At 73.4% G+C, this 21,240-nt stretch carries 12 protein-coding genes; 10 read left to right on the top strand and 2 right to left on the bottom strand.

Annotated elements, in window-relative coordinates; genetic code table 11:
- Positions 1–19: 19 nt before the first annotated feature.
- Positions 20–1,228: a nucleotide sugar dehydrogenase gene (locus AC07C1_RS25025; protein WP_478942374.1), complete on the bottom strand. Its 1,209-nt coding sequence runs from the start codon at positions 1,226–1,228 to the stop codon at positions 20–22.
- Between the two features lie 282 nt (positions 1,229–1,510).
- On the opposite strand from AC07C1_RS25025, the gene AC07C1_RS25030 reads away from it, so the two are divergent.
- From AC07C1_RS25030 to AC07C1_RS25055, 6 genes are all read left to right on the top strand, one after another.
- Positions 1,511–3,217: a glycerol-3-phosphate dehydrogenase/oxidase gene (locus AC07C1_RS25030; protein ID WP_478942375.1), complete on the top strand. Its 1,707-nt coding sequence runs from the start codon at positions 1,511–1,513 to the stop codon at positions 3,215–3,217.
- Positions 3,218–3,451: 234 nt separating this feature from the next.
- On the top strand, positions 3,452–5,575 hold the full coding sequence (locus AC07C1_RS25035) for a serine/threonine-protein kinase (protein WP_478942377.1): 2,124 nt from the start codon (positions 3,452–3,454) through the stop codon (positions 5,573–5,575).
- 162 nt (positions 5,576–5,737) lie between these two features.
- A complete protein-coding gene (locus tag AC07C1_RS25040; RefSeq protein WP_478942379.1) occupies positions 5,738–8,665 on the top strand; it encodes a protein kinase in 2,928 nt (975 codons plus the stop codon).
- 161 nt (positions 8,666–8,826) lie between these two features.
- Positions 8,827–10,662 carry a serine/threonine-protein kinase gene (locus tag AC07C1_RS25045; RefSeq protein ID WP_478942406.1) on the top strand — a complete coding sequence of 612 codons (1,836 nt, stop codon included), beginning with the start codon at positions 8,827–8,829 and terminating at the stop codon, positions 10,660–10,662.
- A gap of 171 nt (positions 10,663–10,833) precedes the next feature.
- Complete coding sequence (locus AC07C1_RS25050) at positions 10,834–12,612, top strand: serine/threonine-protein kinase (RefSeq protein ID WP_478942381.1); 1,779 nt, start codon at positions 10,834–10,836, stop codon at positions 12,610–12,612.
- Between the two features lie 95 nt (positions 12,613–12,707).
- The gene (locus tag AC07C1_RS25055; protein ID WP_478942383.1) at positions 12,708–14,447 is read left to right on the top strand and encodes a serine/threonine-protein kinase; all 1,740 of its coding nucleotides are present in this window, start codon (positions 12,708–12,710) and stop codon (positions 14,445–14,447) included.
- Here the strand turns inward: AC07C1_RS25055 and AC07C1_RS25060 are convergent.
- Positions 14,434–15,345 carry an AraC family transcriptional regulator gene (locus AC07C1_RS25060; protein WP_478942385.1) on the bottom strand — a complete coding sequence of 304 codons (912 nt, stop codon included), beginning with the start codon at positions 15,343–15,345 and terminating at the stop codon, positions 14,434–14,436. The two genes, AC07C1_RS25055 and AC07C1_RS25060, sit on opposite strands and share 14 nt — an antisense overlap.
- Before the next feature lie 100 nt (positions 15,346–15,445).
- Between AC07C1_RS25060 and AC07C1_RS25065 the strand changes: the two genes are divergently transcribed.
- From AC07C1_RS25065 to AC07C1_RS25080, 4 genes are all read left to right on the top strand, one after another.
- Positions 15,446–16,348, top strand: coding sequence for an MBL fold metallo-hydrolase (locus AC07C1_RS25065; protein WP_478942387.1), 903 nt, complete (start codon positions 15,446–15,448; stop codon positions 16,346–16,348).
- A 45-nt stretch (positions 16,349–16,393) separates the two neighbouring features.
- On the top strand, positions 16,394–17,341 hold the full coding sequence (locus tag AC07C1_RS25070; RefSeq protein WP_478942388.1) for a serine/threonine-protein kinase: 948 nt from the start codon (positions 16,394–16,396) through the stop codon (positions 17,339–17,341).
- A gap of 136 nt (positions 17,342–17,477) precedes the next feature.
- A complete protein-coding gene (locus AC07C1_RS25075; protein ID WP_478942390.1) occupies positions 17,478–19,091 on the top strand; it encodes a succinic semialdehyde dehydrogenase in 1,614 nt (537 codons plus the stop codon).
- A gap of 44 nt (positions 19,092–19,135) precedes the next feature.
- Complete coding sequence (locus tag AC07C1_RS25080; RefSeq protein ID WP_478942392.1) at positions 19,136–20,941, top strand: GMC family oxidoreductase N-terminal domain-containing protein; 1,806 nt, start codon at positions 19,136–19,138, stop codon at positions 20,939–20,941.
- Positions 20,942–21,240 lie beyond the last annotated feature (299 nt).

Raw genomic sequence — 21,240 nt, forward strand, 5'->3', positions numbered from 1 at the left:
TCCCGGTCCGCTGCCGCTCTCAGAGCCGGTGCGCCGCCCCCGTGGGCGTGGCTCCCCGCGTGTCCAGCAGCAGCTGGGCCTTCACCGACAGGCCCTGCAGGTCGTAGGTGCGGTGCTGCTGGAGCAGGATCGTCAGGTCGGCGTCGGCGGCCGCCTCGTACAGGGAGTCCACGCGCGGGACCGGACGGTCGAGGAGGTTCCACGCGGGCACGTAGGGGTCGTGGTAGCTCAGGGAGGCGCCGAGTTCCATCAGCCGGATCGCGACCTCCTGTGCGGGCGTGCCCTGCTGGTCGGCGAGGTCGGCCTTGTACGTGACACCGAGGAGCAGGATGCGGGCGCCGCGGGCGGACTTGCCGTGCTCGTTCAGCAGGGTGGCGGCGCGCTGGACGACGTAGCGGGGCATGCGGTGGTTGACCTGCTGGGCCAGCTCCACCATCCGCAGGGTGCGGGTGGCGTGGCCGGTCAGGTCCTGCGGGACGCCGTGGCCGCCGACGCCCGGGCCCGGCCGGAACGCCTGGAATCCGAAGGGCTTGGTCTCCGCGCAGCGGATGACGTCCCACAGGTCGACACCCAGCTCGTGGCAGAGAACGGCCATCTCGTTGACGAGCGCGATGTTGACGTGCCGGAAGTTGGTCTCCAGCAACTGCACGGTCTCCGCCTCGCGCAGCCCGCGGGCGCGTACCACCTTGTCGGTGAGCCGGCCGTAGAACGCGGCGGCCGACTCGGTGCACGCGGGCGTCAGACCGCCGATCACCTTGGGAGTGCCGGCGGGGGTGTGGTCGCGGTTGCCGGGGTCCACCCGGCTGGGGGAGTAGGCGAGGTGGAAGTCACGGCCGGCGCTCAGGCCCGACCCCTCCTCCAGCAGGGGGCGCAGGAACTCCTCCGTCGTCCCCGGAAGCACGGGCGACTCCAGGATGACCGTGGTGTGCGGGCGGAGCCGCCCGGCCAGGGCGCGGGCGGCGGCCTCCACCTGGCCGAGGTCGAGTCCGCCGTCGGCGCCGCGCGGGGTCGGCGCGCAGATCACCGCGGTGCGCACCCGGCCGAGCTGGACCGGGTCGGTGCCGAGCCGGAAGCCCGCGGAGTGCATCCGGCGCAGCTCGGCGGGGCTGAGCGAGCCGGCCTCCGGGCCGGTGGCGTAGCCGACGGTGTGGATGCCTTTGGCGACGGCGGCCTGGGCCAGCGGCAAGCCGTAGGGGCCGAGTCCGATGACGGCGAGGTCTGCGGGCATGGCGTGGGCCGTCCTTCCCAGTAACCGAAGCGGGACAGGTGCGCAACCGCTGTGGACAGGATGAGCGAGTGCGATGTCAGACTAGGTACAAATATGACCGTTATGTGTGATTGTGTTCGTGTGTCTTACGAGGGTTGTGCGTGAGTTGTCCACAGGTTGGGAGCCCGTGGTGGCTGAAGCCGGGCAGGCCGGTCAGAATTTGGGCATGAGGAGTGGATGAACCGGGCTTCGCCCACCGGGTGCGGCCGACGCGAGCGAGTTGTGCGACAGCGGGAGGCAGCGGTGAGGACAGCGACTCTGGGGCCGGCGCAGCGCGCCGAGGCACTGGCGGCGATGGCGGAGCGCGAACTGGACGTGCTGGTGGTCGGCGGCGGAGTGGTCGGTGCCGGCACCGCACTGGACGCGGTCACCCGCGGCCTGTCCACCGGCCTGGTCGAGGCCCGCGACTGGGCGTCCGGCACCTCCAGCCGGTCCAGCAAACTGGTCCACGGCGGCCTGCGCTATCTGGAGATGCTCGACTTCGCGCTGGTCCGCGAGGCCCTGAAGGAGCGCGGTCTGCTGCTGGAGCGGCTCGCCCCGCACCTGGTCAAGCCGGTGCCGTTCCTCTACCCGCTGCAGCACAAGGGCTGGGAGCGGCTGTACGCAGGCTCGGGTGTCGCGCTGTACGACGCGATGTCCATGGCCCGCGGCCACGGCCGGGGCCTGCCCATACACCGCCACCTGACCCGCCGTCACGCCCTGCGCGTGGCCCCCTGCCTGCGCAAGGACGCCCTCGTCGGCGCCCTGCAGTACTACGACGCCCAGATGGACGACGCCCGTTTCGTCGCCACCCTGGTGCGCACGGCCGCGTCCTACGGCGCGAAGGTGGCCAACCGCGCGCGTGTGACAGGGTTCCTGCGGGAGGGCGAGCGGGTCGTCGGCGCCCGGGTGCAGGACGTGGAGGGCGGTGGGGAGTACGAGATCCGCGCCCAGCAGATCGTCAACGCCACCGGCGTGTGGACCGACGACACCCAGGCCATGGTGGGCGAGCGCGGCCAGTTCCACGTCCGCGCCTCCAAGGGCATCCACCTGGTCGTGCCCAAGGACCGCATCCACTCCACCACCGGCCTGATCCTGCGCACCGAGAAGTCCGTCCTCTTCGTCATCCCCTGGGGACGGCACTGGATCATCGGCACCACGGACACCGAATGGGACCTGGACAAGGCCCACCCGGCCGCGTCCAGCGCCGACATCGACTACCTGCTGGAGCACGTCAACTCGGTGCTGTCCGTGCCGCTCGGCCGTGACGACGTGCAGGGCGTGTACGCGGGCCTGCGGCCGCTGCTGGCCGGCGAGTCCGACGCCACCAGCAAGCTGTCCCGCGAGCACACGGTCGCCCATCCGGCGCCGGGTCTGGTGGTCGTGGCGGGCGGCAAGTACACGACCTACCGGGTGATGGCGAAGGACGCCGTCGACGAGGCCGTGCACGGCCTCGACATGCGCGTCGCCGACTGCGTGACGGAGGAGACCCCGCTGCTGGGCGCCGAGGGCTACCAGGCGCTGTGGAACGCGCGAGCCCGGATCGCCGCCCGCACCGGACTGCACGTGGTCCGTGTGGAACACCTGCTGAACCGCTACGGCTCGATGGCCGAGGAGGTCCTGGACCTCATCACCGCCGACCCCGCCCTCGGCGAGCCGCTGCAGGCGGCCGACGACTATCTGCGTGCCGAGGTGGTCTACGCCGCCTCCCACGAGGGCGCCCGGCACCTGGACGACGTCCTCACCCGCCGCACCCGTATCTCCATCGAGACCTTCGACCGGGGCGCCCGCAGCGCCCGTGAGGCGGCCGAGCTGATGGCACCGGTCCTCGGCTGGGACAAGGGCCAGATCGAGCGCGAGGTGGAGCACTACGAGAAGCGGGTGGAGGCCGAGCGGGAGTCCCAGCTCCAGCCGGACGACCAGACGGCGGACGCGGCACGGCTGGGGGCGCCCGACATCGTGCCGCTGTAGAAGGGCACTTGCCCGCGCCCGTGCCGGGACACCCGTGGGGACAGAGTGTCCTGAGCGTCGGCATCCTGCTTCCTCCGCTCTTGTGCCCCGTCATCCCGGTAAGCGGAACACCTGCTTCAGGGGTGCCTGTGGTGCACGGAGAGTGAGCTGCGGCCATGGGCCCCCTGGGCGTCGGGCACTTGTCGGGTGAGAGACAATGGAGGCTCTGTCAGGGCGGGTTGTTTGAGGGGACGCATGTCGGAGGCGGAGCGGGCGGGGACACCTCGTCAGGAGACTCGGCAGGGCAAGAACGAGCGGCGTCTCCTCGCCGGGCGGTACCGGCTGGGAGACGTGCTGGGCCGCGGCGGCATGGGCACGGTCTGGCGTGCCGAGGACGAGACCCTGGGCCGGACGGTCGCCGTCAAGGAGCTGCGGTTCCCGTCGAACATCGACGAGGAGGAGAAGCGGCGCCTGATCACGCGCACCCTGCGCGAGGCCAAGGCGATCGCCCGGATCCGCAACAACAGCGCGGTGACGGTCTTCGACGTGGTCGACGAGGACGACCGGCCCTGGATCGTCATGGAGTTGGTGGAGGGCAAGTCCCTCGCCGAGGTCATCCGCGAGGACGGCGTGCTGGAGCCGAGGCGCGCCGCCGAGGTGGGGCTCGCCATCCTCGACGTGCTGCGCTCCGCGCACCGCGAGGGCATCCTGCACCGGGACGTGAAGCCGTCCAACGTGCTCATCGCCGAGGACGGCCGGGTCGTGCTGACCGACTTCGGTATCGCGCAGGTCGAGGGTGACCCGTCCATCACCTCCACCGGCATGCTCGTCGGCGCCCCCTCCTACATATCGCCCGAGCGCGCCCGCGGCCACAAGCCCGGTCCGGCGGCCGACCTGTGGTCGCTGGGCGGCCTGTTGTACGCGGCGGTCGAAGGTCTGCCGCCCTACGACAAGGGTTCGGCGATCGCCACGCTCACCGCGGTGATGACCGAACCCCTGGAGGAGCCCAAGAACGCGGGCCCGCTCCGGGACGTCCTCTACGGCCTGCTCACCAAGGATCCGGCCCAGCGGCTCGACGACGCCGGGGCCCGGGCCATGCTCAACGCGGTGATCCACGCGCCCGAGCCGCAGCCGATGGACGTCACCCGGGTGGTTCCGCTGCCGGCGCAGCCCGGTTCGCCGGAGGGCAAGCGGGGCGACGAGGCCGCGGAGAAGCTGCGCGGCGCGCTGCGTTCGGTGCGCAAGGCGGCCGGGGCGGCCACCGCCGCGGCCACGGCGCGGGTGAAGAGCGGGAGCGACACGGCCGCGCCGGGTGCCGGTGGTACGGCGGGCGCGGGCGGCGCGGTCACCGGTGGGGCGCGGCCCGCACCGTCCGGGCCGCAGGGCACCGGGCCGCAGGGCACCGGACCGCAGGGCACCGGGCCGCAGGGCACCGGGCCGCAGGGCACCGGGCCGCAGGGCACCGGGCCCGCAGGACGGCCGGCGGGTCCGGCCTCGGGTTCCCCCGCCGCGCCGAAGTCAAGCCCGAACAGGACGAGTTCGGGCTGGCCGGTGGTGCCGCCGCCGGACCTCGATCTGCGGCAGCGACCGGTGCCGAGGGCGCCGCTGACCGACGTGGTCCCCAAGCGCACGCTGGTGATCATCGCCGCGCTGGTCGTCATCGCGGTGATCGGCGTGGTGCTGGCCTTCGCGCTGAGCGGCGACGACAGCAACGGTGACAAGGGCGGCGCGGCCAAGGCCGCGACCAGTGCCGAGGCGTCCACCAAGCAGGACAAGGGCACCGGCGGCACGGACGCCAAGACCGGCGGTACGCGGACGGACGAGGCGAACTCCGCACCCGCCGGCACCGGTTCGGGGCAGGACGGCACGACCGGCACCGGTGCCAGTGCGTCCGCCGACGCCTCGGGGTCGTCGGACGCGTCCGGCTCCAAGGGCGGCGGCAGCGCGCCGGTGGTCTCGACCCGCAAGAGCGGCCAGGGCTACTCGATCGGGCTGCCCAAGGGATGGAGGTACAAGTCCTCCGACACCGCGGGCGACCGCTACACGGGGCCCGACGGGCAGCGGCTGCTCGTCGGGTGGACCAGCGCGCCCAAGGACGACCCGGTGGCGGACTGGAAGAACCAGGAGCGTGGCATGGTCCGCCACCAGTACCAGAGAATCCGCATCGAGCAGGTGGACTACCGCGGCTGGAACACCGCCGACTGGGAATTCACCTACGTCGACGGCGGTACCAAGTACCGCAGCATCGACCGGGGGTTCGTGGTGAACGGCCATCTCGGTTACGGGCTGATGTACACCGCGAAGGCCGCGAACTGGGGCAGCGAGCCGCGCAAGGACACCTGGAAGACGCTGACCAAGTCCTTCCAGCCCAAGTCGTAGGCGGCCGACACGGTTTGCCGCGTGCGAATCGGTCATCCTCTCAATGCGGGTTGCCTCCGGCACGTATCGTGAATGGTTGCGGACCGTACGCAGCCGGATGTGTGTGTGAAACGGCTCGCGAGGCGAACGGATGTGACCAACCGGGCGGCCGGGGGAGGCAAAGTGGACGACTACGCGGGTCGGGTGCTCGCCGACCGCTACCGCCTGCCGTTGCCGCCCTCCGACGAGTACGAACTCACCGAGACCCGCGCCTTCGACACCTACAGCGGCCAGGAAGTGCTCGTCCGGCAGGTGCCGTTGCCGGAGGTCGTCGAGGCCGAGGTGCTCGACGCGGAGGGGCTGCCCGAGGGCTTCACCGCACGCGCGCGTGGGGCGCGCCCGGCGCCGGCGGCCCGGAACGCCACCCGGCGCCCCGCCGACCCCGCGGTGCGGCGCGCCGTCGAGGCCGTGCAGGCGGCGGCCCGCATCCCCGATCATCCGCGCCTGGACCAGGTCTTCGACGTCTTCGCCGAGGGCGGTTCGCTATGGGTCGTCAGCGAGTTGGTGGCCGCGCGTCCGCTGGCCGCGCTGCTCGCCGAGAAGCCGCTGACGCCGTACCGGGCGGCCGAGGTCGCCTCCGACGTGCTCATGGCCCTGCGGGTGCTGCACGCCCACGGCTGGGTCCACCGCAACATCACCGCCCGCACGGTGCTCGTCTGCGACGACGGCCGCGTGATGCTGACCGGTCTCGCGGTCGGCGCGGCGGAAGAGGCGTTGTGCGGATACGACCCGGTGCCGGTTCAGGAGACGTTCCCGGACGGGCCGGAGGGGACACAGGGCGTACCGGGCGCTGAGCCGGGAGCCGGGGGCGGTCCCGCCGGTGGCCCGGGGATGCCGGCGGCCGGCGGCCGTGGCGCGGGTGGTTCCGCCGGTTCCGGTGATCGCCCAGGCGGTGCGGCCGGTCACCCGGGCGCCGACGCCGATCCCGAGGCCGCGCGCCGGGCCGCGATCCGGGCGAGGGCGGCCGGAGGGCTGCCGGTGCCAGCGGCGAACGGCGTCTCCGGCGGGACCGGAGCGCCCGGAGCGTCCGCTCCGGCGGGACAGCGGGCCCTGGAGAGCGGTGCGGACATCCGTGCCTCCAGGGCCGGGGCCATCGCCGCCTACCGCGCGGGCGCCCGCGCCGCCGCCCGGGTGCAGGAGGCCCAGCAGAACGGACGCGCCGCCCTGCCCGGTGCCCGGCCGCCCGTCGAGGGTGATGCCGGTGCCGATCGGGCGGATGGTGGCGGGCAGTCGTCGTACTCGGTGGGGTCGGGCAGCGCGCTGCCGCCCGGGCGGACGGCCGACCCGTACCGCGCCGCCCTGCCCGGTGCCCGGCCGCCCGTCGAGGGTGATGCCGGTGCCGATCGGGCGGATGGTGGCGGGCAGTCGTCGTACTCGGTGGGGCTGGGCAGCGCGCTGCCGCCCGGGCGGACGGCCGACCCGTACCGGGCCGCCCTGCCCGGTGCCCGGCCGCCCGTCGAGGGTGATGCCGGTGCCGACCGGGCGGATGGTGGCGGGCAGTCGTCGTACTCGGCGGGCCTGGGCAGCGCGCTGCCGCCCGGGCGGACGGCCGACCCGTACGGCGCGCCATGGCACGGTGCCTCGCCGCGTACCGGGCCCGGCGGTATGCCCACGGGCCTGGACGACGCCGCGCGGCGGGCGGAGCCTGCCCCGGGGAACGCGCGCGCCGGACAGGCGTCCGTGCCCGCCCACCCCGACGTCACCCCCGGCGACCAGGGCATCGCCCCCGCCCCCCTGACCCCCGCCCTGCCCGCGCAGGCGACCGCCCGCTGGGGCGAGCCCGGCGCAGGGGCCGTACGCCGGGGGCCCGCCACCGCGCTGGCCGCCGAGCGGGCGCGGCAGGTGCGGATGACCGTCGTGGGCCCGGTGACCGAGCGGTGGGCGCCGGAACAGGCCGGGCCCGTGCACGAGAACTGGCAGCTGGCGGCGCCGATCGGCCCGGCCACCGACCTGTGGGCGCTGGGCGCGCTGTTGTTCCGGGCGGTGCAGGGGCATGCGCCGTACCCGGAGGAGTCGACGGCCGAGCTGGTGCAGCTGGTGTGCGCCGAGCCGCCCGCGTTCGCCGAGGAGTGCGGACCGCTGCGGCCGGTCGTGGAGTCACTGCTGCGCCAGGACCCCACCGACCGGCTGGACTTCGAGGAACTGGGCGGCTGGCTGCGGTCGCTGGTGCGGTCCGCGCCCGAGCCGGACGCCGGTGTCCATGTCGTCCCCGTCCCGCCCGCCGACCCGAGCCGGTTGCCGATCGTCCGGCGCCGCGGCGAGCTGGTGCGGCGCCGCCGCGCCGGACTGCCCGCGGCCCATCCGCACGGCCGGCACAAGCGGGCCCGGGAAGAGGACGGTTCGCCACGCAGCCTGGGCCGGATCCTGCTCGTGCTGATCCTGCTCCTGCTGGCCGGTGCGATCGCGTACGCGATGCTGTTCATGCCGAAGCAGAAGGACAGCGGAGCGGCCGGCGGCGACCGTACCGGCAGCGCCGGGCAGGCAGGCCCCGCCCCCTCCCGGTCGGCGCAACCGTCGTCCGGGGACGGCGCGCCGGACGGCAGCCCCTCGGCGTCGGCGCCCGCCACCGAGACGCAGACCGGCGGCGGCCCCTCCGTCGCCGACGGCTTCACCCTGCGCAAGGACCCGGACGGCTTCCAGGTCGCCGTCGCCAAGGGCTGGGACCGCACCCCGAGGAACGGCAGCGGCCAGGTGGTCTACGCGCACGGCAGGTTCGAGCTGATCCTCGTACCCGGACGGGACAGTTCCGCGGCCTACGGCGGCGACCCGATGGTCTACCAGCGGGACAAGGAGAAGGAACTCCAGCCCTACCGTGACTCCAGCTGGGCCACCGCCACCGGTCTGAGAACCATCGAGGTGGGCGGACGGACCATGGCCGAGGGGCAGTTCACCTGGACCGACGGGCAGGGGCGCGACCTGTACGTGCGCAACATGGCGATCCTGCTGAACGGCCGCTACCACATCGTCCAGGTCCGCGGTCCGGAGGCCGAGCGGGACGAGGTGACGCGGCTGTACGAGCAGGCCACCGCGACGTACCGCTACACCGGTTGAGCGCCCCGTATACCGGGTGAGCGGCGCCGGACCGGTTCCCGTTCGCCTGCGCGAGCGACAACCGTCACAGTGCTGTCACCTTGGCACCCCGCTGGTTCCCTGCGGGCAGGCCGGTCCTTACTCTGACCCTGTCAAGAACATTGCGGGGCAACGTGAATCAGATGCAGGGCCTGCTCATAGCGGGCCGCTACCGGCTTGCCGATTCCATCGGCAGCGGCGGCATGGGCCGGGTGTGGCGCGCCCACGACGAGGTGCTGCACCGGGCGGTCGCCATCAAGGAGTTGACCGCCGCTCTCTACGTCTCCGACAGCGACCAGGCCGTGCTGCTCGCCCGCACCCGGGCCGAGGCGCGGGCCGCGGCGCGCATCAACCACTCCGCCGTCGTCACCGTGCACGACGTCCTCGAGCACGACGGCCGCCCGTGGATCGTGATGGAGCTGGTCGAGGGCCACTCACTGGCCGACGCGGTCAAGGAGCGGGGACGCGTCGAGCCACGGGAGGCCGCGCGGATCGGCCTGTGGGTCCTGCGGGCGCTGCGCGCCGCGCACTCCGCCGGCGTGCTGCACCGGGACGTCAAGCCCGGCAACGTCCTCCTCGGCCGCGACGGCCGGGTCCTGCTCACCGACTTCGGCATCGCCCAGATCGAGGGCGACACCACCATCACCCGCACCGGAGAGGTCGTCGGCTCGGTCGACTACCTCGCTCCCGAGCGGGTGCGCGGCCACGACCCCGGCCCGTCCTCGGACCTGTGGGCGCTCGGCGCCTCGCTGTACACGGCCGTCGAGGGCCGCTCGCCGTTCCGCCGTACCTCGCCGCTGAGCACCATGCAGGCGGTCGTCGAGGAGGAGGTGGACGAGCCGCACCACGCCGGTCCGCTCGCACCGGTCATCGCCGCCCTGCTGCGCAAGGAACCGGCCCAGCGGCCGGGCGCGGAGGAAGCGGAACAGATGCTCGCCGAGGCGGCGGAGGGCCGTCGGCCGAACGCGGCGCAGGCCTTCGTACCGACGCAGGGCTCGGGCGTCCGCACGGCAGGCGGCCAGGGGCCGGGCGCCTCCGGCTACGGGTCGGGCGCCACGGACTACGGTGCGGGCAACTCCGGCTACGGACCGGGTACTTCCCGCTACGGACCGGGCACCTCGGGTTACGGCTCCGGGACCGCCCCTTCCGGTCATGGCTCCGGCATGTCCGCCTCCGGTTACGGCCCGGGGGCGACCGCCCCCGGTTACGGCGACGGTGCGTCGGGTGCGGGCCGTTCCGCGACCGGGCCGACCGCCGTGGCGCCCACACCCGTGGGACCGACGGGCGGGGCACGCCCCGCCACGGGCCGTCCCCGGCGCCGGCTGCGCACGCTCGCGCTCGTCGTCGCCGCCGCGGCCGTGCTGGGCGGCGGGGCGGCGGTGGCCTTCCAGCACTGGGACGGGATGGAGCAGGAGAGCGGGACGAGCGCGGGCACGGCACCGCCCCCGGCGTCCTCGCCGAGCGGCAGCGGCAGCGACGGGCCCGGCCGGCAGGGCACCATTCCCGCCGGCTGGGAGTCCCACGACGACCCGCTGGGCTTCGGCCTGTCCCTGCCCAAGGGCTGGAAGCGCAAGGTCTACGACATCCAGGGCGACCTCAAGCAGGTGGACTACTCGCCCGACAACGGCAGGCACTTCGTTCGCATCGCCATCGACGGCTCACCGGACTTCGCCGACGCCGGCCTGCACCAGAAGGATCTGGAGCAGCAGCTCCAGCGGCTGGCCGACTACCAGCGCGTGACCCTGAAGGAGAACATCTACCGCGACCGCAAGGGCTCGCTGTGGGAGTACACCTGGACCGCGCTGAAGAAGGACTCGGCCTACCTCGCCGGGCCGCGGCACGCCATCGAGGAGACGTACTTCTCGCGGGAGGGCACCGAGTACGCGATCTACATGTCCTCGCCGGCCGGGGACTGGGCGACGATCAGCAAGCAGTTCAAGTGGGTGCTGCAGAGCTGGCAGCAGCCGGCCGCGGGCTGACCCGGCCGGAAACGCGAGGACGGCCGGGACGCCGGGACGGCAGGCACGCCGGGACGGCAGGCACGCCGGGACGGCAGGGACGCCGAGACGGCCGAAAATGGCAGGCTGAGCGGGCCGCTTGGCCGATCGGCGCCCCGGAGCGCATGGGTCCGGTGCGGCATGATGGGGCGCATGGGGACCGAGGGCGCCGACTTCCGGGTGATCGCGGGCCGTTACCGTCTGGAGGCACGCATCGGGCGCGGCGGCATGGGCGTCGTATGGCGGGCGAGCGATGAGGTGCTGGGCCGCCGGGTGGCGGTCAAGGAACTCCTCCCGGACGACTCGCTGCCGGACGACGACGCGCGCCGCCGCCGTGACCGCACCTTCCGCGAGGCCCGTGCGGTCGCCCAGCTGCGGCATCCGCACATCATCGTCGTGCACGACGTGGTGGAGCAGGACGAACGGCCGTACCTGGTCCTGGAGCTGGTGGACGGCGGCTCGCTCGCCGACCGGATCGCCCGGCAGGGCCCGGTCGACGCCGCCGAGGCCGCGCGGATCGGCATCGCCCTGCTGAGCGCGGTGCACACCGCGCACGAGGCGGGGGTGCTGCACCGGGACATCAAGCCCGCGAACGTCCTGATCGAGTCCGGCACCGACCGGGTCGTGCTCACCGACTTCGGTATCGCGCAGGTCGCGGGCGCCACCACGCTCACCGAGACCGGGTCCTTCGTCGGCTCGCCCGAGTACACCGCGCCGGAACGGATGTCCGGGCTGCGCACCGGACCGGAGTCCGACCTGTGGTCGCTGGGCGCGCTGCTGTGCACGGTGCTCAGCGGCGAGTCGCCGTTCCGGCGCGACTCGCTGGGCGGCATCCTGCATGCCGTCGTCGCCGACGACATCCGGCCGCCCGCGCAGGCCGGGCCGCTGCTGCCCGTCGTACGGGGCCTGCTGGAACGCGACCCCGACCGGCGGCTGGGCGCGGCGGACGCCGAGCGGATGCTGCGGACCTACCTGGAGACGGGCCGGACCCCGGACGCGCCGGACGGTCCCGGTACGGCGGGCCCGTACGGCCACACCCGCGCCCAGCGGCACGGCGGGGGCCGTACGCCCAGATCCGGGTCCGGCAGCCACACCTCCAGGTCCGGGGTCTCGCCACCGGCCCCGGCGTCCTACACACCGACCCAGCAGGACGTCCCGCACAGCGGCCCGCTCCCGTCCGCCGCGCCGCGGCCGTCGGCGCAGTCCCCCGTCCGGCCGTCCCCACGAGGGGTGCTGGTCGCGGCCCTGCTCGTCGCCGCGCTGGCCGGGGCCGGCGTGTCGGCCGCGGCGCTGCTGCTGCACCGCGACGGGGACGGGGGCGGCGGCACTCCGGGCGGTACGGCGACGACCCCGCCCCGGACCGGCGCGAGCACCAGCGCGCCCCCGACCGCCACCTCACCACGCCGGACGGTCACCGCCACCTCCGCGGCCCCCTCCGTGACCCGCCCGGCAGGCACGGGCCCGACCGGAGCCGACTCGCCCACGGCACCCTCGGGCTACCGCACCGCCCGGGACCCGGCGGGCTTCTCCCTCGCCGTGCCTCAGGACTTCACCCGCAGTCCCCAGGGCGAGCGCGTCTTCTACCTCTCGCCGGGGGAGACCTTCCGCCTCGGCGTCAAGGTCGCCGAGCCGCAACCGGGAGGCCCGCACGCGGTGCTGGACCGCATGGCGGCCAAGGGGTCCTCCACCAACCCCGGTTACCACGACGGCCGGGTCACCGTGACCACGCACGACGGACACCCCGCCGCGCTGTGGGAGTTCAGCTGGGACGGCTTCAGCGCCGCGGAGGGGCCTCGGCACACGTACGACCTGTGCTGGGAGGAGGCCGGGCGGATGTACGACGTGTGGGTGTCGGCACCGGTGGGCCACGTGCGCGAGGCGCGCGAGTACTTCGACGTGGCGGTCGACACCTTCTCGGTCCCGGGCGGCTGACCGGCGTCCTCGGCGCACGGTCACTCGGTCACGGGTGTGTGACCGGTTGCTGTTCGCTGTGGCTCCGGGTGCCGCCGGCGCGATATGGATGAGGCATGAGCAGTGACGGGGGAGTCGGCCACGGGACCGACGACACGACGAGTTTTGTTCTGCAACCGCCGAAGCCGCGGCCGGCGCCCGACGCGCACCCGATCCCGCAGCCGCAGGCGCAGCCACACCCGATCCCGCAGCAACAGCACCCGACCCCGCAGCCGCAGCCGACCCCGCAGCCACAGTCGCACCCGATCCCGCAGCCGCAGCCGGAAGCCCATGCGGTGCCGGCCCGCGTGGTCCCCGCCCAGGAACCGGGCGACGGGCGGCTGATCGCGGGCCGTTACCGTCTGCTCGGCAAGCTGGGCCATGGTGGGATGGGCACCGTATGGCGGGCCCAGGACGAGATGGTGGACCGTGAGGTCGCCGTCAAGGAGCCCCGCGTACCGGATCACCTTCCCGAACGGGAACGCGCCAACGCCTTCGAGCGGATGCGCCGCGAGGCCCGCGCGGCGGCTCGGCTGGACCACCCGGCGGTGGTGAACGTGTACGACGTGGCGGTCGTCGACGGCCGGCCGTGGATCGTGATGGAGCTGGTGCGCGGCCGCACCCTCGGCAGCGCGCTGCAGGAGGGCACGCTGGACGCGCGCGAGGCGGCCCGGATCGGCCTGGAGGTGCTCGGCGCGCTGGAGGCGGCGCACGCGGCGGGCGTCCTGCACCGGGACGTCAAGCCCGACAACGTCCTGCTCGGCCGGTACGGCCGGGTGGTCCTGACGGACTTCGGGATCGCCCAGATCGAGGGCGACACACGACTCACGGACACCGGTGGCTTCGTCGGCTCGCCCGAGTACATCGCGCCGGAACGCGTGCTGGGGCAGCGGCCCGGCCCGGCGAGCGACCTGTGGTCCCTGGGCGTGGTCCTCTACACGGCCACCGAGGGCGTCTCGCCGTTCCGCCGCAGCAACACCCCGGCGACCCTCCAGTCCGTGCTCAACGCCACCCCGGCTCCGCCCGCGTCCGCCTCGGGCCCGCTGGCCGAGGTCATCAACGGGCTGCTCCAGAAGGACCCCGCGCACCGGCCGGCCGCGGACCGGGTCCGCGCCCTGCTCGAGGAGGCGGGCAGGCCCCCGGCGCCTCCGGTGCCGACCCGGCCCCTGCCGGTGACCGCGCCGGCCGCCCCTTCCCGGCGCTTCGGCCGCACGGCGTGGCTGGGCCTGGGCGCGGCGCTGGTCGCCGCCGCGGTGGCGGTGTACCTCGTCCTCGCCGACCCCTTCGCGGGCCCGCTGCCGGACGGCTGGGCGAAGCGGCAGGAGGCCGGGCTGGGTGCCACGCTCGTGGTCCCCGGCGAATACCAGGCCGACCGGCCCGAGAAGGACGAGACCGACAGGAACTGGGTGGCGTACGCGGACTGGAGCGGTGGCATCCGGATCGAGCTGCGCCTGTCCCGCAAGGCGGACGACTCCCTGCACGAGATCAAGAACACCGCGCGGTCCCAGATGTACGCCGAGGACGAGAAGTTCAGGAACGACGGCGAGTACAGCCTCGACATGCCCAAGGGCGCGCGGACGCACCCGGACGACACGGCCACGTACCGCGGCAGGCAGGCCGCGAAGAACACCATCGTCTACACGACCGACGACAGCCAGGATCCCCGCCCGCGCGAACTCCAGATCTTCTACTACCGGACCGCTGCCGGGGACCTGTACACGCTCGCCGTCGGCTACCCGGCCAGGGGCGACTTCACCGCCCGTGGCCGGGAGGTGGCGAAGACGGCGATCGCGAACCTGGACATCACGAAGCCCTGAGACCGCGGTATCTGCCCGGCGTGATCCCGAACTCCCGGCTGAACGCGTGCGAGAGTGCGTACGGGCTGCCGTAGCCCGTCTCCCGGGCCACCGTCGCGAGCGGCGCGTCCGAGTCGCGCAACCGGGTCGCCGCCAGGGTCAGCCGCCACCACGTCAGGTACGCCATCGGCGGACGGCCGACCAGGGAGGTGAAGCGGCGGGCGAGGGTGGCGCGGGAGACGCCCGCCTCGGCGGCCAGGCGGTCGGCCGTCCAGGGTGCCGCCGGGTCGGAGTGCAGGGCGCGCAGCGCGGCCGTCGTCACCGGGTCGCTCAGCACCGCCGGCCAGGCGCCCGTCTCCGCCTCGGCCATCCAGGCCCGGACCAGGTAGATCAGCAGGAGGTCCAGCAGGCTCGGCAGTGCGAGGCAGGCCCCCGGACGGCGTTCGTCCAGCTCCCGGGCCAACAGGTCGACCGCCGTGCGCAGTTCGGGGTGATCGCCGACCCGGTGGGGCAGATGGACCACCTGCGGCAGCTCCGCCATCAGCGGGTGCGCGCGGCTGCGGTCGAGACGGTACTTGCCGCACAGCAGCTCCACCTCGGGTCCGGCTCCGGGAAGCCGTACGTCGGTGTCCCGCACCTCCTCGAGGAGGACTGCCCGCCGCACCTCGGCCGCTCCCGCCGCCGGGTCCGCCAGCACGTGCCCCGCCCCGTACGGGAGCAGCACCACGTCCCCCGGACCCAGGGTCACCGGATCACCGCCCCCGTCCGGCAGGAGCAGGCAGGCGCCGCTCAGGACGACATGGAAGCCCGCCCCCTCGTACGGCGGCAACCGGACGCACCAGTCGCCGCTCACCCGGAGCCGGTTCGAGGACGGGCTGCCCACGCGGACGGCGGATATCGCGTCACTCACCACATCCATGGACGACAGCGTAGGAGACGGCGGTGCGTGAGACGACGGCGTATTCGATCGAGCCGGAGGAGCATTGGATCGCTCACTCAGGGTTCCTAGGGTTCCGGGTATGGCTGATGACAACGTACAGAGCTTCATGATCGGTGACCTCGAGGTGTGCCGCGTGATCGAGTGGCAGGGACCGTACGTGCCCGCCGCCACGCTGGTCCCGGACTGCGGCCCCGAGGTGTGGGAGGCCCACGAGGCACAGCTCGTCCCCGACCACCGGGAGTCCGGCGGCGACCGTGCCGTGGTGACGCTCCAGACCTGGGTGGTGCGCGGGGGCGGGCGGACGGTGCTGGTCGACACCGGCGTCGGCAACGGACGCGAGCGGCCGGGCAATCCGCTCTTCCACCGGCGGGAGGGGGACTTCCTGGGGCGGCTGGAGCGGCTCGGGGTCCGTCCGGGGGACGTCGACGTCGTCGTCAACACCCATCTGCACGGCGACCACGTCGGCTGGAACACCGTGGACGCCGGCGGCGAGTGGGTGCCGGCCTTCCCCGGGGCGCGGTATCTGATCCCCGCCCCCGACGACCACCACTTCGGCCCCGCGGGCGGATACGGCGGCGGGGCACGCCCCGACGACCGGCTGATCTACGAGGACAGCATCGCGCCCGTGCACCGGGCCGGGCAGGCCGTGGTGTGGGAGGACGAGTACCGGATCGACGCGCACCTCGTACTCGAGGCGGCCCCCGGTCACACCCCCGGCTCCGCCGTCCTGCGCGTCGAGTCCCGTGGCGAACGCGCGGTGTTCGTCGGCGACCTCCTGCACAGCCCGGTGCAGATTCTGCGGCCCGAGTGCAACAGCTGCTTCTGCGCCGACCCGCGCGGAGCGGCCGTCACCCGGCTGCGGGTACTGGAACGGGCCGCCGAGGAGCGGGAGTTGGTGGTCCCCGCCCACTTCGCCGGCGCCGGCGCCGTGGAGGTGCGGAAGGCGGGCCGCGGCTTCAGCCTGCACCGATGGGCCGCCTGACCGCCCGCTTCGACAACGACGTGGTGCACACGGTACTCATGTGACATGACCGAAGACGGCGAACACCCGCCCGACGGACGTCTGATCGGCGGCCGCTACCGGCTGACCGGGCGCCTCGGCTCCGGCCCGGCCGGGACCGTCTGGCGCGCCCGGGACGAACAGGATCAGGCCCGTGTCGCCGTCAAGGAGCCGCTGCTGCCCGGCGATCCGGCCGACGACGAGGAGAGCCGGCGCATCGCCCACCGCCTCTACCGGGAGGCTCGTGCCGCCACCCGGGTGCGGCATCCCTCCGCCGTCACGGTGCACGACGTCGTCACCGAGGCCGGAACCCCCTGGATCGTCATGGAGCTGGTGGCCGGCGAGTCCCTGCGGGAGGCCCTGGGGCGCGGACCCCTGCCGCTCGCCGAGGCCGCCCGCATCGGGCTCGCCGTACTCGGCGCCCTGCGCGCCGCCCACGCCGTCGGCATCGTGCACCGGGACCTCAAGCCGGCCAACGTCCTGCTGGAATCCGGCACCGGGCGGGTCGTCCTCACGGACTTCGGGATCGGCGACGGGCACGTGGGGGAAGCACCCGCCGGGTTCGTGGCCCCGGAGCGGGCGGCGGGCCCCGGCGCCGGCCCGGCCTCCGACCTGTGGTCCCTCGGCGCGCTGCTCCGCACCGCCCTCGGGGACACACACCCCGGCCCGCTCGGCCCCCTGCTGGACCGGCTGCGCGCCGGCGACCCCGGGGAGCGGCCCGGCGCGGCGGAGGTCGACGCGGCACTGCGTGCGTACCTGGGCCTGACGCCCGTACCGGACATGCCGCCGAAGCCGGTGCCGGGCCAGCCCCCGGTGCCGGAGCCGAACACCGCGCCGGGCGCCCCACCTGCGCCGGACGCCGAGGCGCCGGCCGTGACCGGGGCGTCCGCGCCCGCCCCGCCCGCCGACCCGCGCCGGCGCACCCCGCTCACCGCTCTCGGACTGCTGCTCGCGAAGAAACCGGGAGCCGAATGATCACCGTACTCGTCGGCGCCTCAACGCCCTGATCAGCACATTCACTGCCAGTGATCACTGGCAGCGTGTGAGCGGTCGGTGAATCCCCGTTACCGACGGGTACACAAAGCCTCCGTACCGGCATACCCTGCGCGTCATGACGGACACGCAGGCCCCGGACATCGCCGCCACCAACCCCCTCGCGCCCGCCCCCGAAGGCGCCCGCACCGCCGCGGACGTGGTCACCCCGGAACTGGTGGCCCAGCTCACCAAGGGCGTCGTCGGCTCCGGCCGTACCGCCAACCACACCCCGTTCACCGGTGAGAAGCTGGCCGACCTGCCCGAGTCCACTCCCGAGGACGTACGGCGCGCCTTCGAGGCGGCCCGTGCCGCACAGGCCGTGTGGGCGAAGATCCCGGTACGGCAGCGGGCCGCCGTTCTGCTCCGCTTCCACGACCTGCTGCTGGAGCGGCAGGCCGAGGTCCTCGACCTCGTCCAGCTGGAGACCGGCAAGGCGCGGCTGCACGCGCACGAGGAGCTGCTGGCCGTCGCCGTCGCGTCCCGCCACTACGGCCGCCGGGCCGCCGCCTACCTGCGTCCGAAGCGCCACGCGGGCGCCGTACCGGCCCTCACCAAGACCCTCGAACTGCGTCACCCGCGCGGGGTCGTGGGCCAGATCGCGCCCTGGAACTACCCGCTGGAGCTGTCCGTCGGCGACGCGCTGCCCGCCTTCGTCGCCGGCAACGCGGTGGTGATGAAGCCGGACACGGAGACCTGCCTCACCGCCCTGTGGGCCCGCGACCTGCTCATCGAGGCCGGACTGCCCGAGGGCGTCTTCCAGGTCGTCCTCGGCGAGGGCCCGGTGGTCGGCCCGGAGCTGGTCAAGCACGCCGACTACGTCTCGTTCACCGGATCCACCCGCACCGGCCGCGAGGTCGCCCAGGGCGCCGCCGCCCGCCTGGTCGGCGTCTCCCTCGAACTCGGCGGCAAGAACGCCATGCTGGTGCTGGACGACGCCGACATCGAGCGGGCCGCCGCCGGTGCCGTCCGCGCCTGCTTCTCCTCGGCCGGCCAGCTCTGCATCTCCATCGAGCGGCTGTACGTCCACGAGTCGGTCGCCGACGTCTTCCTGGAGCGCTTCGCCGCCCGCACCCGGGCCATGCGGCTCGGCCGCTCCCTGGCCTACGGCGCCGACATGGGCTCGCTGATCGGCGAGCGCCAGCTCAAGACCGTCGAACGCCATGTCGAGGAGGCCGTCGCCAAGGGCGCGAAGGTGATCGCGGGCGGGACGGCCCGCCCCGACATCGGCCCCTACTTCTTCGAGCCCACCATCCTCGACGGCGTGGAGGACTCCATGGCCGTGTGCGAGGAGGAGACCTTCGGCCCGGTCGTCTCGATCTACCGTTTCAACGACGCGGACGAAGCCGTCGAGCGTGCCAACGCCACGCCGTACGGCCTGAACGCGTCCGTGTGGACGAAGAACGCCCGGCGCGGCCTGGACATCGCCTCCCGTCTGCGCACCGGCACGGTCAACGTCAACGAGGGCTACGCGCCCGCCTACGGCAGCGTCCAGTCCCCGATGGGCGGCATGAAGGACTCCGGCCTCGGCCGTCGCCACGGCTCCGAGGGCATCCTCAAGTACACCGAGGCCCAGACGGTGGCCCAGCAGCGTCTGCTGCCGATGGCGCCCTCGCTGGGCATGGACGACGAGAAGTACACCGCCCTCATGAGCCGCAGTCTCCGCCTGATGAAGGCATTCCGGTTCCGTTAGCCAACTCCGTCCAGCCAAGCCCCCGTTCTCAACGAGGAGAGCACGTGTCGCAGGAGAAGTCTGTCCAGACCCGGGACGAGGACGGGTACGACTACGACGTCATCGTCATCGGATCGGGGTTCGGCGGCTCGGTGTCCGCCCTCCGCCTCACCGAAAAGGGATACAAGGTCGGCGTCCTGGAAGCCGGCCGCCGCTTCACCCGTGACAGCCTCCCGAAGAACTCGTGGGACCTGAAGAACTACCTCTGGGCCCCGAAGCTCGGCCTGTTCGGCATCCAGCGCATCCATCTGCTGGGCAATGTGATGGTGCTGGCCGGCGCGGGCGTCGGCGGTGGTTCGCTCAACTACGCCAACACCCTCTACGTACCGCCGAAGCCGTTCTTCGACGACCCGCAGTGGAAGGACATCACCGACTGGCAGGAGGAGCTGAAGCCGTACTACGACCAGGCCCAGCGCATGCTCGGCGTACGGCTCAACCCGACCATGACCCCCTCCGACGTGCACCTGAAGGCGGCGGCACAGCGGATGGGCGTCGGTGACACCTTCCACCTCGCGCCGGTCGGTGTGTTCTTCGGCGACGGCAAGGACGCCGACGGGACGGCGAAGGCGAAGCCGGGCGGGCAGGTGGCGGACCCGTACTTCGGCGGTGCCGGTCCGTCGAGGAACGCGTGCACCGAATGCGGCGAGTGCATGACCGGCTGCCGGCACGGTGCGAAGAACACCCTCAACGAGAACTACCTCCACCTCGCCCAGAAGGCGGGCGCGGTGGTCCACCCGATGACGACGGTCGTGTCGGTCACGGACGACTCGCGCGGCGGATACGCGGTGGCGACCCTGCCGACGGACCGGAAGAAGAAGGGCGAGGGCCGGATCCTCACCGCGCGCAAGGTCGTCCTCGCGGCCGGCACCTACGGCACCCAGACCCTGCTGCACCGAATGAAGGCGGGCGGCCGGCTCCCGTACCTGTCGAACCGGCTGGGCGATCTGACCCGCACCAACTCCGAGGCGCTGGTCGGCGCGCAGACCGACAACCGCCGCTACCGCAAGGCGACCGGCGAGCCGAAGGCCGACTTCACGCGGGGCGTCGCCATCACGTCCTCGGTCCACCCCGACGAGAACACCCACATCGAACCCGTCCGCTACGGCAAGGGCTCCAACTCCATGGGCGGTCTGTCGATCCTCCAGGTGCCGTACGCGGAGGGCTCCTCCCGGGCGCTGGCCTGGCTGGCGAACGCGGTACGGCATCCCCTGCTGGTCGCCCGTTCCCTCTCCAACCGGCGCTGGTCGGAACGGACCATCATCGCCCTGGTGATGCAGTCGCTGGACAACTCCCTGACGACGTACCTGAAGCCCGGCGGCCTCGGCAAGGGCCTGCTGACCGCGCGACAGGGACACGGTTCCCCGAACCCCAAGCAGATCAAGGCCGGCACGGAGGCCGCCACGGCGCTCGCCGCCGAGATCAACGGCTTCGCCGGAAGCAACGTCGGCGAGCTGATGGGCACCCCGCTCACCGCGCACTTCCTCGGCGGCTGCCCCATCGGCGGCTCCCCGGAGACGGGCGTGATCGACCCCTACCACCGGCTGTACGGCCACCCCGGCATCTCGGTCGTCGACGGCGCCGCGGTCTCGGCGAACCTGGGCGTGAACCCCTCGCTGACGATCACCGCGCAGGCCGAGCGGGCGATGTCCCTCTGGCCGAACAAGGGCGAGGAGGACCCGCGCCCCGCGCCGGGCGCGGCGTACGAGCGGCTGAAGCCGGTGGAACCGCGGAACCCGGTCGTCCCGGCGGAGGCGTTCGGCGCGCTGCGGCTGCCCTTCCTGGGGATGCCGGCGGTGCCACCGAAGAAGTAGCCCGCCGAAGAAGCACGGACGGCGGAGAAGCACGGACGCCAAAGAGGGACCTGCCTCCCCCTCCGAAGGCAGGTCCCTCTCAGCGTTTGTCGATCCGGCAGGTTTGATCAGCGAAAAGCCCGAAGGGTTGCCCCAGCCGCACCGGGTCTTCGTGTGGGATGGGTCACACGGCCGCGGGTATGACGAAGGGCCCCGCGGGACGGAGGGCGGTTTCTAGGGATCGTCGCAACACGTGGTCGGTTGTGTCAGACGGCGAGCAGTTTATGCAGGCGCTCGGCTGGGGTTTCCCAGCCGAGCGT

This window comes from Streptomyces sp. NPDC045022, assembly GCF_056432605.1.